This window comes from Kitasatospora sp. NPDC001527, assembly GCF_040298605.1.
Taxonomy (GTDB): domain Bacteria; phylum Actinomycetota; class Actinomycetes; order Streptomycetales; family Streptomycetaceae; genus Kitasatospora.
Map to the genome: position 1 here is coordinate 1 of NZ_JBEPAM010000026.1, position 13,558 is coordinate 13,558.

Below are 13,558 nucleotides of genomic sequence, written 5' to 3' on the forward strand. Positions count from 1 at the left end.
CCCGGTTACATTCCGAACCCGGAAGCTAAGCCTCATAGCGCCGATGGTACTGCAGGGGGGACCCTGTGGGAGAGTAGGACGCCGCCGAACAAATTTTCTGGAGAAGCCCCCGCCGGTCATCGGTCGGGGGCTTCTCTGTTGTAAGGTCAACATGCAGTAGTTGCTAGACGTGACAGGAGGCCCCCGGGTGGAGGTCCAGGAGACGCGGGTCCAGACCGATCGCGTCCTCACCATCCCCAACCTGCTGAGCATGGGCCGGCTGGTCGGTGTTCCGCTCTTCCTCTGGCTGATCCTCTGGCCGGTGTTCGACGGACCGAACAACGACGGTTGGGCCTTGCTGATTCTGATGCTCAGTGGCATCAGTGATTACCTGGACGGGAAACTCGCCCGGAGGTGGGGTCAGATCTCCCGGGTGGGGCAGCTGCTCGACCCGCTGGCGGACCGCCTCTATGTCTTCTCCACCCTCGTCGGTCTGACCTGGCGTGAGATCCTGCCGTGGTGGCTGACGGCGATCCTGCTGGCCCGTGAGGTCTTTATCGCGGCGCTTCTGCCGATTCTCAACCGGCACGGCTACGGGCCGTTGCAGGTGAGTTTCCTGGGGAAGGCCGCGACATTCAACCTGATGTACGCTTTTCCGTTGCTGCTGCTCGGCTCCGGGGACAGCTGGATCGCCCGGCCGGCCGAGATCGTGAGCTGGGCGTTCATCTGGTGGGGCACGGTCCTGTACTGGTGGGCCGCCATTCTCTACGCGGTGCAGGCGCGACAGATCGTCCGCGGCAGCACGGGCTCCTCGGTGTCCACGGTCTGAGACGTGATCTGAGAGAATTCCCACGGCGCCACGGTGCGTCGGACGATACCTTCCGGGTAGACCACCTCTGGAACGGTTTGATGGACCCGCAGGGCCCACCACCGCGAAGGAGGACGCACCCGTAATGAAAGCCGTTGTTATGGCAGGGGGCGAAGGCACTCGACTTCGCCCGATGACCTCCAGCATGCCGAAGCCGCTGCTTCCGGTCGCCAATAGGCCGATCATGGAGCACGTGCTTCGGCTGCTGAAGCGGCACGGTCTCTCCGACACCGTCGTGACCGTCCAGTTCCTGGCCTCACTGGTGAAGAACTACTTCGGTGACGGTGAAGAGCTGGGCATGCATCTCACCTATGCGAACGAGGAGACCCCACTCGGCACTGCGGGGAGTGTCAAGAACGCCGAGGACGCCCTGAAGGACGACTCCTTTCTGGTGATCTCCGGCGACGCGCTGACGGACTTCGACCTCTCTGAATTGATCGAGTTTCACCGCAGTAAGAACGCACTGGTCACCGTCTGTCTCACCAGGGTGCCGAATCCCCTGGAGTTCGGAATCACGATCACCGACGACGAGGGTCGGGTCGAGCGCTTCCTGGAGAAGCCGACCTGGGGGCAGGTCTTCTCGGACACGGTGAACACCGGTATCTACGTGATGGAACCCGAGGTCTTCGACTACGTCGCGGCCGGCGAGTCCGTGGACTGGTCGAGTGACGTGTTCCCGCAGTTGCTCAAGGAGGGCAAGCGGGTCTACGGATACGTGGCCGAGGGCTACTGGGAGGACGTGGGCACCCACGAGAGTTACGGCAAGGCCCAGGCGGACGTCCTGGAAGGCAAGGTCGACGTCGAGATCGACGGGTTCGAGATCTCCCCGGGCGTCTGGGTGGCCGAGGGCGCCGAGGTGGACCCGGAGGCGGTGCTGCGCGGTCCGCTGTACATCGGCGACTACGCCAAGGTCGAGGCCGGCGTGGAGATCCGCGAGCACACCGTGCTCGGCAGCAACGTCGTGGTGAAGCGCGGTGCCTTCCTGCACCGGACGGTCGTGCACGACAACGTGTACATCGGGCCGCAGAGCAATCTGCGGGGCTGTGTCGTGGGTAAGAACACCGATGTGATGCGGGCCGCGCGGATCGAGGACGGCGCGGTGATCGGGGACGAGTGCCTGGTCGGCGAGGAGTCGATCATCGCGGCCAACGTCCGGGTCTACCCGTTCAAGACCATCGAGGCCGGCGCGGTGGTCAACACCTCGGTGATCTGGGAGTCACGGGGCCAGGAGCACCTGTTCGGGCTGCGCGGCGTCTCCGGCATCCTCAACGTCGAGATCACCCCGGAGCTGGCCGTCCGGCTCGCCGGGGCGTACGCGACGACCCTGAAGAAGGGCGCGACCGTCACCATCGCGCGTGACCACTCGCGTGGTGCGCGTGCGCTCAAGCGGGCGATGATCTCCGCGCTGCAGACCAGCGCGATCGACGTCCGGGACCTGGAGAACGTGCCGATGCCGGTCGCCCGGCAGCACACGGCGCGGGGCAGCGCGGGCGGGATCTTCCTGCGGACCACCCCCGGGGTGCCGGACTCGCTGGACATCCTGTTCTTCGACGAGCGCGGGGCCGATCTCTCCCAGGCCGGCCAGCGCAAGCTCGACCGCGTCTACGCGCGCCAGGAGTACCGGCGGGCCTTCCCCGGCGAGATCGGCGACCTCACCTTCCCGTCCAGCGTCTTCGACTCCTACGCCGGCAACCTGCTGCGGACCGTGGACATCACGGGCGTGCGGGAGGCGGGGCTGAAGGTGGTCGTGGACACCGCGCACGGCAGTGCGGGGCTCGTCCTGCCGAGCATCCTCGGCCGGCTCGGGGTGGAGGCGCTGACGGTCTCCAGCGGACTCGACGAGGCACGGCCCACCGAGGACGCCGAGGAACGGCGGGCCGGGCTGGCACGGCTCGGCGAGCTGGTGGCCTCCTCCCGCGCGGCCTTCGGTGTGCGCTTCGACCCGGTGGGCGAGCGGGTGGCCTTCGTCGACGAGCTGGGCCGGGTGATCGACGACGACCGGGCGCTGCTGGTCCTGCTGGACCTGGTCGCGGCCGAGCGGCGGAGCGGGCAGGTGGCGCTGCCGGTGACGACGACGCGGATCGCCGAGCAGGTCGCGGCCTACCACGGCACGCAGGTCATCTGGACCACCACGACGCCGGACGACCTCGCCAAGGCGGCCTCCGCCGAGGGCACGGTGTTCGGCGGTGACGGGCGCGGCGGCTTCGTGGTCCCCGAGTTCAGCGAGGTGCTGGACGGGGCGGCGGCGTTCGTCCGGCTGGTCGGTCTGGTGGCCCGTACCCAGCTCACGCTGAGCCAGATCGACGCGCGCATCCCGCAGGCGCACATCCGCCGACGGGACATCGCGACGCCGTGGGCGGCGAAGGGCATGGTGATGCGCTCGGTGGTGGAGGCGGCCGGCAGCCGGCGGCTGGACACCACGGACGGCGTCCGGGTGGTCGAGGCGGACGGGCGCTGGACGCTGGTCCTGCCGGACCCGGCCGAGGCGGTCACCCACCTGTGGGCCGAGGGTCCGGACGACGCGGCGAGCGAGGCCCTGCTCGACGAGTGGGCGGCGGTGGTCGACAGCGCCGGGCGGTGAGCCCGGGGCGGGGCGGGGTGGCTCCGGCCGCCCCGCCCTGCCCTGCCCCGCCCCACTGTCCGTTTCGGGCGGTTGGTCACGGTCCGTCGCCTTTGGCATGTCCGCAGGTCAGGGGGCGTGCGCGGGGGGCCCGTGCGACATGGGACGATGGTCCGCATGTCAGCGACGCCGGGGCAGGGTGCCAGCAGTGGACGGTACAACCGTCCGGATGCCTCGATGTCCCTGCTGACGAACGTGATGGACCACAGCCTGGACGAGGGCTACGCCGAGGCGGCGGCCGCGCGCGGCGGGGACGGACCGTACCGGATACCGGGGACGGCGCGCGGGCTGCTGACGCTGGGCGCCGGGCTGGCGCTCGTCGGCGCCGTCGTCACGGTCGGGGCGGTGAACGCCCACAAGGCGGAGCCGACGCTGGCCAGGGAGCGCGACGCCCTGATCCACCGGATCAACGATGCCAACGGCTCCGCCGACCAGCTCCAGCGGCAGGTCCAGGACCTGCGCCGGAAGGTCGAGAGCACCCAGCAGCACGCGCTCGCCTCGGGGGACGGCGACTCCGCGGCGGTGGCCGGCGCGGTCGGCCTCGGTGAGGTCACCGGGCCCGGGGTGAAGCTGGTGGTGGAGGACGCGCCCGGGACCGGCGCCGGCGGGAACGTCGACCCGCGCTCCGGGCAGGGCTTCTCCAACAGCGGACGGCTGCGCGACCGCGATCTGCAGCTGGTGGTGAACGGGCTCTGGGCCTCGGGGGCGGAGGCGGTGTCGATCAACGGACAGCGGCTCACCGCGCTCTCGGCGATCCGCGCGGCCGGTGAGGCCGTGCTGGTGGACAACCGGCCGCTGGTGCCGCCGTACACCGTGCAGGCGCTCGGGGACGGGCCCCGGCTGGTGAGCGCCTTCGAGAACGCCATGGCGGGCCAGTACCTGCGGCTGTTGCAGGAGAAGTACGGCATCAAGTCGACCATCTCGGCGCAGAAGAGCCTCACGCTGCCCGCGGCCGTGGGTGTCACGCTGCGGACCGCCCAGCCCGCCACCCCCGAGGCCTCGCCGTCCGCGAGCCCGACCGCCGGTCTGTCGGGGAGCCCGACCGGCAGCCCCGGCGCGGCCGCGACGCCGACGGGCGGATCGTCCGCGATTCCCTCGGCCAGCACCTCCGCGAGCCCGTCCGCGAGCCCGTCCGCCGGGGCCTCGCCGTCGGCGAAGGCGACCGGGCAGACCGGTGGGAAGCGCTCGCCGAGTGCCCCGGCCAGAAGCACGACCTCGAACCCGACCACCGCGACCACCACCGGGTCGCCGTCCGCAGCGACAGGAGCCGCTACACCGTGATTGCCGTACTGGGTCTCGTGATCGGGGTCGTCGTCGGACTCTTCGTCCAGCCCGAGGTGCCCGACGCCGTGGTGCCGTACCTGCCGATCGCGGTGGTGGCGGCGCTGGACGCGGTGTTCGGCGGCGTCCGCGCGATGCTGGACGGGATCTTCGACGACAAGGTGTTCTTCGTTTCCTTCCTGTCGAACGTGGTGGTGGCGGCGCTGATCGTCTTCCTCGGCGACCAGCTGGGCGTCGGCTCGCAGCTGTCCACCGGTGTGGTCGTCGTCCTCGGCATCCGCATCTTCTCCAACGCCGCGGCGATCCGGCGCCATGTCTTCCGCGCCTGAGCCGGACCGCGGGCGCGCGGCGGAGGAGAAAGTGGACGGATCGGCGGGAGAAGTTGTGCAGGACGAGAAGCGCGGGGAAAAGACCGCGGACGAGGCGGTGACCGCGCCGGTCGAGGCGGCCGCGCCCGAGCCGGTGCGCGCCCCCGCGGTGCCGCCTGCGCCCGCGCGTGCGCCGGAGGTGGCGGCGGGCAGGCCCAGCGCGGACTCCGGTACGCCGCTGCCCGGGAAACAACCGCGGCCCGAGGACGACCGGCCGCAGGAGCGGTCGCGGCCCGAGGACGGGCAACCCGACGACGACCTGCCCGAGGACGACCTGCCCGAGGACGACCTGGAGGAGCCCGAGCACGCCCCGATGTCGGTCTCCGCGCAGGCGGTCGACCGGCAGGCCGGACGGCGGCGGCTGCTGGCCGCGCTGTGGCCGCCGCGGCTGTCGCGCGGTCAGCTGGTGGTGGCCCTGCTGCTGTTCTCGCTCGGGCTGGGCCTGGCGATCCAGGTCCGCTCCACCAACGACCACCACAGCCAGCTGCGCGGGGCGCGCCAGGAGGACCTGGTTCGCATCCTCGACGAACTGGACAGCCGCCAGCAGCGTCTGCAGCAGGAGAAGGCGGAGTTGGAGCAGTCCCTGGCCAAGTTGGAGAACAGCTCCAACCAGGCCAAGGAGGCCCAGGAGCAGACCCGGAAGAAGGTGACGGAACTCGGCGTCCTCGCCGGGACCGTCCGGGCCACCGGTCCGGGCATCGTACTGACGGTCGATGATCCCCAAGGGCAGGTGAAGGCAGATATGCTGCTGGACACCCTGCAGGAACTCCGAGCGGCGGGGGCGGAGGCGATTCAGATCAACGATGTGCGCGTGGTGGTCAACACCTACTTCACGGACGTGTCCGGCGGTGTGCAGATCGACGGCAAGAAGGTCTCGGCGCCCTACCGCTTCACCGTCGTGGGGAATCCGCAGGACCTCACGCCCGCGTTGAACATTCCGGGAGGTGTCGTCCGTACCCTGGAGAGTCACCAGGCGCGCGCGACGATCTCCCAGCAGCAGAAGGTCGTCGTCGACGCCCTCGTCGATCCGAAGACGCCGCAGTACGCCAAGCCGGCTCCGAAGTGACCGTCATGTTCGGAGTGCCACTCCCGCCGGCCCGATCCACGACCGGGCCCGCACCCTGTCCGAGGTTCTCACCCTGCCCCACGGGCGGGTCTGTCACACGCAAGGGGATTCGCCCGTGAGTTTCTTCTCGAAGTTGTTCGGTCGTAACAAGGGCCGCAACGCGGCCGCGGCGGAGGCGCCCACCGCGCTGCACCGCCGGGACGACGAGCCCGCCGTGCCGGGCATGCGCTCCGCCCCCGAGGGCGCGGAGTACGCCGAGCGTCCGCTGTTCCGGGACGGTGCCCAGTACGCGGGGAATCAGGCGGGCTACGGCGCGTCGGTTGACCCCTCCGGCGCCCCGCGCATAGGTTTCCCGACAGGACCCTCAACCTCTGGTGGAGGGTTTGCCCCGGACCCGTACGCCGGGCACAACCCGTCGGGTGTGCCGCGCCAGGAGGCTGTGAACATGGCTGGCCCCACTCCGTGCCCCAGGTGCGGCAACCCGAACCCGGCCTCGGCGCGCTTCTGTTCCAACTGCGGTACGGCGCTGCGCGGCGGGCTGCTGCCCGAGGGGTCGGCCGAGACCACCTCGACCATCTCGATCTCCGGCCTGGAGTCCTACGACCCCAACACCACGACCGGGACCGGCACGCCGGCGCTCTCGGCCGAGGTGCTCGCGGCGATCGACGCGCTGCCCCCGGGCTCGGCCCTGCTGATCGTCCAGCGCGGCCCGAACTCCGGCAGCCGGTTCCTGCTGGACTCGGACAAGACCACCGCCGGCCGTCACCCGCAGGGTGACATCTTCCTGGACGACGTCACGGTCTCCCGCAAGCACGTGGAGTTCCGCCGGACGCCGGGCGGCGGCTTCACCGTCGCCGACGTCGGAAGCCTGAACGGCACCTACGTCAACCGGGAGCGGATCGACGAGGTCGCCCTGAACAACGGCGACGAGGTGCAGATCGGGAAGTACCGGCTGGTCTTCTTCGCCAGCCACAACCGGGGGTACTGAAACCAACGTCGGCAGGAGCCCGAGTGAGTCCGAACACCCCTTCCTCTCCTCTCGGGGCGGCCACCCCCGCGTCGTCCGGCCCCCGGCCGGACCAGGGCGCGCGGGGGGTGGTCGCGGCCCCCAGGCAGCCGGTCCGTCCGGACCGGCCCGCCGGGCGGCGGCGCGGTGGTGACGAGCTGTTGAGCATCGGCGCCGTGCTGGCCTTCCTGCGCGACGACTTCCCCGAGGTCACCATCTCCAAGATCCGCTTCCTGGAGGCGGAGGGGCTGGTCGAGCCGCAGCGCACCCCCTCGGGGTACCGCAAGTTCAGCCCGGCCGACGTCGAGCGGCTGGCCTACGTGCTGCGGATGCAGCGCGACCACTACCTGCCGCTGCGGGTGATCCGCGAGCACCTGGACGCGATCGAGCGCGGCGAGAGCCCGCCCGCGCTGCCCGGGGCCGCGGAGTCCCGGCCCGGGCCGATGGAGGAGGCGGACCGCGAGCTGACCGCCTCGGCCGAGGCCTCCGCCGGGGTCCGGCTGGGCCGGGCCGAGCTGCTGGCGGCCGCCGAGGCCGGCGAGGCCGAGCTCGCCGAGTGGGAGTCCTACGGGCTGGTCGCCCCCGGCCCGGACGGCGGCTACGACGGCGAGGCGCTGCAGGTCGCCCGGCTGGTCGCCGAACTCGGCCGGTACGGGCTGGAGCCTCGCCACCTGCGGGCCATGAAGGCCGCCGCGGACCGGGAGATCGCCCTGGTCGAGCAGGTCGTGGCGCCGCTGCGGCGGCACCGCAACCCGCAGACCAGGGCGCACGCCGAGGCCACCGCGCGGGAGCTCGCGACGCTCTCCGTCCGGCTGCACGCGGCGATGGTCCAGGCGGGCCTGCGGATCCGTTCATAACACCTGCCCGCCCGGGCCGACGCCCTGACCAGCGGCGTCGGCGCTGCGCTTTCATATCCGGGTCGGGGGCCATAGGGTTGCCTGTGTGAATGAGCTCGACGTCGTGGGTGTCCGGGTGGAGATGCCTTCCAACCAGCCGATCGTGCTGCTGCGGGAGGTCGGGGGCGATCGGTACCTGCCGATCTGGATCGGCCCCGGCGAGGCGACCGCGATCGCCTTCGCCCAGCAGGGCATGACGCCGGTGCGCCCGCTGACGCACGACCTCTTCAAGGACGTCCTGGAGGCGCTCGGCCAGCAGCTCACCGAGGTCCGGATCACCGATCTGCGCGAGGGCGTCTTCTACGCCGAGCTGGTCTTCGCCGGCGGGGTGGAGGTGAGCGCCCGGCCGTCCGACGCGATAGCGCTGGCGCTGCGCACCGGCACGCCCATCTACGGGAGCGAGGAGGTGCTCGCCGAGGCGGGCATCGCGATCCCGGACGAGCAGGAGGACGAGGTCGAGAAGTTCCGCGAGTTCCTCGACCAGGTGTCGCCGGAGGACTTCGGCGGGGGCGGCCCGCAGTAGCGGTCGGAGCGTCCCCGGGGTCGCCGCGGATCCGGCCGGCGGGCCGATGTGCCGCAGGCGGCGCGGCTGTTTTGCCAAAAGCCGTCCCCCTACCCACACTAGGGGCACGAAAAACCACTCTCCTGAGTGATGTGGTCTGTTCGGCCCGGCGTGGCGATCGTTGACGGGCCATAGGGGACTGCCTACCGTCAGGAGGGGCTGCCCGGGTGTCCGATTCGCCTGCGGCCCGGGTTGCCCGCAGCACGAGTGGACGGAGGTAGGCATGACCGGCACTGGCGACGAAGTGGCCGCGGGAGGCCTGTGCGCCGTGCACCTGCCGCGCACCCCCCGCACGGTGACCGAGCTGCCCCGGACGGCGGAGCTGCCGAGGGTGGGCCGGTTCCCGGCGGTGCAGCCCGGCCAGCCGGCCCTGGAGCGGTTCTCGCCGACGTCCGAGCTGATCGGTTACCGGGGGCCGACCGCCTGCGCGGCGGCCGGGATCACCTACCGCCAGCTGGACTACTGGGCCCGCACCGGCCTGCTGGAGCCCAGCGTCCGCTCGGTGTACCCGGCGAGCAGCCAGCGGCTCTACAGCTTCCGCGACATCCTGCTGCTGAAGATCGTCAAGCGGCTGCTGGACGCCGGCGTCTCGCTGCAGAACATCCGGGTGGCGGTCGCCCATCTGCAGGCCGCCGAGATCGCCGACCTGGCCGGGCTGACGCTGATGTGCGACGGCGCGACGGTGTACGAGTGCACCACGCCCCAGCAGGTGGTCGACCTGATGAAGGGCGGCCAGGGGGTCTTCGGGATCGCGGTCGGCGCGGTCTGGCGGGAGCTGGAGCTGACCCTGGTGCGGCTGCACGGGGAGCGGACGGACACCGGTGAGACGGTGGTCGGCCACGACCCGGCGGACGAGCTGGCGCAGCGGCGCAACCGGGCGGTCTAGGGACGGCCGAGGAGGAGTCACGCGCGGCGCCGCGGGCCCGGACGGGGAACCGTCCGGGCCCGCGGCGTCGTCGTGCCCGGTGACCACGACGAGGGAGGGGCACGTGCGGTTCGGTTCCGGGATCCCGGGTCTGCTGGCGCGCCGGGCGGTGCGGCTCGGCCTGCGGCTGCGCCGGCGGTCGGCGCAGCGGCGGCTGTTCCAGCTGGTGACGGCCGCCTGCGCGGTGGCGCTCGCGCCGAGCGCCTGGCTGTGGCTGGCGGCGGGGGACCGGGTGGGGACGGTGGAGAGCGCGCCCTCGGCGCCGGTGGCGGTGGTGTTCGGCGCCGGGCTGTTCGACGGCAGGCCCTCGCCGTACCTGGCGCACCGGCTGGACGCGGCGGTGGAGCTGTACGGGCGGGGCAAGGTCCAGGCGATCCTGGTGACCGGTGACAACGGCCGGGTGGGCTACGACGAGACCGACGCGATGCGCGGGTACCTGATCGAGCACGGGGTGCCGGAGGTGCGGGTGGTCGGCGACTACGCGGGGTTCGACACCTGGGACTCCTGCACCCGGGCGCACCGGATCTTCGGGGTGGACCGGGCGGTGCTGGTGAGCCAGGACTTCCACGTCCGCCGGGCGCTGGCGCTCTGCGAGGCGGCGGGCATCGAGTCCTACGCGGTGGGTGTGCCGGAGGAGCGGGACGTCACCTGGCTGTACGGCGGGTTCCGGGAGATCCCGGGGGCCGGGAAGGCCGCGCTGAACGCCTGGCTGCGGCCGGACCCGCTGTTCCTGGGCCCGCGCGAGGCGGGCATACCGCAGGCGCTGGCGGACGCGGGCCGGGTCCGGGCCGCGCACTGAGGCGACGGCCGGGTTCGGCGGCGTTGTCGGAGCCGTACGGCATGATCGGCAGGTGCGGTCACTGCCGAGCATCATCCACCTCGACATGGACGCCTTCTTCGCCTCGGTGGAGCAGGCGGCCAAGCCGAGCCTGCGCGGCAAGCCGGTGATCGTCGGCGGGCTGGGCGGGCGCGGGGTGGTCTCGACGGCCTCCTACGAGGCCCGGCGGTTCGGGGTGCACTCGGCGATGCCGATGGCGCAGGCGCGCCGGCTCTGTCCGAACGCGGCCTTCCTGGCCGGCCGCTTCGAGTCGTACCGGCAGGTGAGCGAGCTGGTGATGGCGCTGTTGCGGGAGCTGTCGCCGCTGGTGCAGCCGCTGAGCCTGGACGAGGCCTTCGTCGACCTGGAGGCCGGCCCCTACGGTCCGGTGCTGGCCGAGGCCGAGCACGGCACGGGGGAGCGGCTGGTGCTGGCCCTGGCGGAGGACCTCCGGGCGGACATCGAGCGGCGCACCGGGCTGACCGCCTCGGTCGGACTGGCCGGGTCCAAGCTGATGGCCAAGATCGCCTCCGAGCAGGCGAAGCCGGACGGGCTGGTGCTGATCGAGCCGGGGCAGGAGCGGGCGGTGCTCGGGCCGATGCCGGTGCGGGCGCTGCCGGGGGTCGGGCCGGCCACCGAGCAGGTGCTGCGCCGGGCGGGGCTGAACACGGTGGCCGAGCTCGCGGAGGCGGGCGAGGCGGAGCTGGTGCAGCTGCTGGGCAAGGCGCACGGGGCGGGCGTGTTCCAGATGTCGACCGGACTGGACGACCGGCCGGTGGTGGCGGACCAGGACGCCAAGTCGGTCTCGGTGGAGGACACCTTCGAGGTGGACCTGGCGGACCGGGACCGGGTGCTGCGGGAGGTGGAGACGCTCGCGCTGCGCTGCGTGCGGCGGCTGCGCGGTGCCGGGCGCTCGGGGCGGACGGTGGTGCTGAAGGTGCGGCGCTTCGACTTCTCGACGCTGACCCGCTCGGAGACGCTGCGCGGTCCGACGGACGACGAGACGGTGATCGTCGAGACGGCCCGGCGGCTGGCCGCGCAGGTGGACATCACCGGCGGGGTGCGGTTGCTGGGCGTCGGGGTGGCGCAGCTGGCCGACTACACCCAGGAGGACCTGTTCGCGCAGGCGGTCCGGGAGGAGGCGCAGGCCGCGGCCGAGGCGGTCGGCGCCGAGGAGGAGCCGGAGGCGGCCGGGGAGGAGGCCGTGGTGGTGCGGCGCTGGCTGCCCGGGCAGGACGTGCGCCACGCGGAGCTGGGGCCGGGGTGGGTGCAGGGCAGCGGGGTGGGGCGGGTGACGGTGCGCTTCGAGACGCCGTGGAGCGGGCCGGGGCGGGTGCGGACCTTCGCGATCGAGGATCCGGAGCTGGAGCCGGCCAGGCCGCTGCCGCTGCGCGAGGGGTGGCCCACGGGGGAGGACGAGGAGTAGGCGGGGACGCGAAGCGGCCCCACCCGGCGGGGAGCCGGGTGGGGCCGCGTGCGGTTCCGGGCCTCGGACGGTCGCGATGCCCTCGGTGACCGTCCGGGTCCGGTCCCCGCGCCCTGTCCCTGGGCGCGGGTCGGACGCCTCGTCAGGCGTCGGTCTTCACCGGCTTGCGGCCGGAGGTCTGGTCCGCGGTCCGGTTGCCGGTGGTCACGCTGGTGACCGGCTTGACGGTGCGGATGAGGAACGGGACGGCGCCGGCCACGACGCAGACCACGGCGGCGGCCCAGAACGCGTGCTCGTAGGCGTCCAGGGTGGGCAGCGAGACCGGGATCGGCAGCTTCATGGTGTCGCCGGTGAGGATGGCGGCCATGACGGCGGTGCCGATCGCGCCGCCGACGGTGCGCAGCACGGCGTTCATGCCGTTGGCGATGCCGCTCTGCTCGGCCGGGACGGCGCCGTTGATGTAGGCGGGCATCGCCGAGAAGGCGAGGCCGATGCCGAGGCCGAAGATCGCCGAGGCGAGGTAGATGTCGCCCTCGTGGCTGTGCCGCAGGGCCAGGTAGCCCATCGAGACGGCGCCGAGGACACCGCCGAGGACCAGCGGCAGGCGCGGGCCGCGGCGGGCGATCAGCAGGGCGCCGACCGGGGCGGCGACCATCGAGCCCAGGGCGGAGGGCAGCAGCATCACGCCGGCGTGCAGCACGGTGGCGGTGAAGCCGTAGTGGGCGAGCTTCTCCGGGGTCTGGGCGAAGTTGCTGATGACCATGAACGAGCCGTACATGCCGAAGCCGATCAGCAGGCCGGCCAGGTTGGTGAAGGCGACGGCCGGACGGGACATCATCGTCATGTCGACCAGCGGGTGCGCGACCTTGACCTCGATGACGCCCCAGATCAGGGCGACCACGGCGGCGACGGCGAACAGGCCGAGCGTCTTGGTGGAGGTCCAGCCCCAGTGGTTGCCCTGGCTGACCGCGACCAGCAGGGCGGAGAGCCAGCCGGCGAGGGTGATCGCGCCGAGCGGGTCGGCGCCGCCGTCCTTGTCGGTGACCGGGTCGGTGGGCACCCGCAGGGCGACCAGGGCGACCGCGATCAGGCCGAAGACCAGGCCCATCCAGAAGATGGACTTGTAGCTCCAGTGCTCCAGCAGCAGGCCGGTGGCGACCAGGCCGAGGCCGCTGCCGACGCCCATGGAGGCGCTGATGGCGGCGACGCCGCCGGTCACCTTCTGCTTGGGCAACTCGTCGCGGACGATGCTGATGGCGAGCGGCAGCACGCCACCGCCGGCGCCCTGGAGCACGCGGGCGACGACCAGCCAGGTGAAGGAGTGGGTGGAGACCGCGAGGGCGGAGCCCGCGACGAGGCCGCCGAGCGAGATGAGCAGCATCGGCTTGCGGCCGCGCAGGTCGCCGAAGCGGCCCAGCAGGGGGGTCAGCACGGCGGCGGACAGCAGGTTGGCCGTCATCAGCCAGGTGATGCTGGAGCCGGAGACGTTCAGTTCCCTGGCGAGCGAGGGCAGGATCGGGACGACCGCGGTCTGCACCACGCTGAACGACAGCATCGCCAGGATGAGGGCCGGCAGGACCCGGGCGCTGCTCTGCTTCTCGGCCGCGGTGGTGGGCTGTGGTGCCTCACTCACGGTTGCTTCCTCCCGTACATAGTGAATGAACTGAAGTAACCATGCAGGGAGATACTTCAGAGTGTCAAATATTCATTGGTTAAGCCTTGGCAAAGACGAAGGACCCCGGCC

The 13,558-nt window shown here is 71.9% G+C and carries 12 protein-coding genes and 1 rRNA gene; 12 read left to right on the forward strand and 1 reads right to left on the reverse strand.

The annotated features are described in order from the left end of the window. The 12 genes from rrf to ABT238_RS22675 all read left to right on the forward strand — a co-directional run. Nucleotides 1-90: ribosomal RNA gene (gene rrf, locus ABT238_RS22620) — 5S ribosomal RNA — on the forward strand; the annotation flags it as partial. Nucleotides 91-187: 97 nt separating this feature from the next. Continuing rightward, on the forward strand, nucleotides 188-808 hold the full coding sequence (clsA, locus tag ABT238_RS22625) for a cardiolipin synthase ClsA (RefSeq protein ID WP_350561177.1): 621 nt from the start codon (nucleotides 188-190) through the stop codon (nucleotides 806-808). A gap of 124 nt (nucleotides 809-932) precedes the next feature. Further along, nucleotides 933-3,428 (forward strand): sugar phosphate nucleotidyltransferase, encoded by a 2,496-nt coding sequence (locus ABT238_RS22630; RefSeq protein WP_350561179.1) that lies wholly within the window; start codon nucleotides 933-935, stop codon nucleotides 3,426-3,428. Between the two features lie 216 nt (nucleotides 3,429-3,644). Beyond that, on the forward strand, nucleotides 3,645-4,748 hold the full coding sequence (locus ABT238_RS22635; RefSeq protein ID WP_350781973.1) for a DUF881 domain-containing protein: 1,104 nt from the start codon (nucleotides 3,645-3,647) through the stop codon (nucleotides 4,746-4,748). After that, on the forward strand, nucleotides 4,745-5,077 hold the full coding sequence (locus tag ABT238_RS22640; RefSeq protein WP_344340336.1) for a small basic family protein: 333 nt from the start codon (nucleotides 4,745-4,747) through the stop codon (nucleotides 5,075-5,077). The genes ABT238_RS22635 and ABT238_RS22640 overlap by 4 nt, the downstream gene beginning before the upstream one ends. A gap of 31 nt (nucleotides 5,078-5,108) precedes the next feature. After that, complete coding sequence (locus ABT238_RS22645; RefSeq protein WP_350782020.1) at nucleotides 5,109-6,182, forward strand: DUF881 domain-containing protein; 1,074 nt, start codon at nucleotides 5,109-5,111, stop codon at nucleotides 6,180-6,182. 445 nt (nucleotides 6,183-6,627) lie between these two features. Continuing rightward, nucleotides 6,628-7,170 (forward strand): double zinc ribbon and FHA domain-containing protein, encoded by a 543-nt coding sequence (locus ABT238_RS38810; RefSeq protein WP_376090360.1) that lies wholly within the window; start codon nucleotides 6,628-6,630, stop codon nucleotides 7,168-7,170. Nucleotides 7,171-7,349: 179 nt separating this feature from the next. After that, nucleotides 7,350-8,045, forward strand: a complete 696-nt coding sequence (ftsR, locus tag ABT238_RS22655; protein ID WP_350561187.1) for a transcriptional regulator FtsR — start codon at nucleotides 7,350-7,352, stop codon at nucleotides 8,043-8,045. Between the two features lie 85 nt (nucleotides 8,046-8,130). Then, entirely contained in the window at nucleotides 8,131-8,607 is a 477-nt protein-coding gene (locus ABT238_RS22660) for a bifunctional nuclease family protein (RefSeq protein ID WP_030062493.1), read from the forward strand. A gap of 262 nt (nucleotides 8,608-8,869) precedes the next feature. Further along, nucleotides 8,870-9,532: a MerR family transcriptional regulator gene (locus ABT238_RS22665; protein ID WP_350561189.1), complete on the forward strand. Its 663-nt coding sequence runs from the start codon at nucleotides 8,870-8,872 to the stop codon at nucleotides 9,530-9,532. Nucleotides 9,533-9,635: 103 nt separating this feature from the next. After that, nucleotides 9,636-10,370 (forward strand): SanA/YdcF family protein, encoded by a 735-nt coding sequence (locus ABT238_RS22670; RefSeq protein ID WP_350561191.1) that lies wholly within the window; start codon nucleotides 9,636-9,638, stop codon nucleotides 10,368-10,370. Nucleotides 10,371-10,422: 52 nt separating this feature from the next. After that, nucleotides 10,423-11,814 carry a DNA polymerase IV gene (locus ABT238_RS22675; RefSeq protein WP_350782129.1) on the forward strand — a complete coding sequence of 464 codons (1,392 nt, stop codon included), beginning with the start codon at nucleotides 10,423-10,425 and terminating at the stop codon, nucleotides 11,812-11,814. Nucleotides 11,815-11,956: 142 nt separating this feature from the next. On the opposite strand, the gene ABT238_RS22680 is transcribed toward ABT238_RS22675, so the two are convergent. After that, a complete protein-coding gene (locus tag ABT238_RS22680) occupies nucleotides 11,957-13,447 on the reverse strand; it encodes an MFS transporter (RefSeq protein ID WP_350561195.1) in 1,491 nt (496 codons plus the stop codon). Nucleotides 13,448-13,558 lie beyond the last annotated feature (111 nt).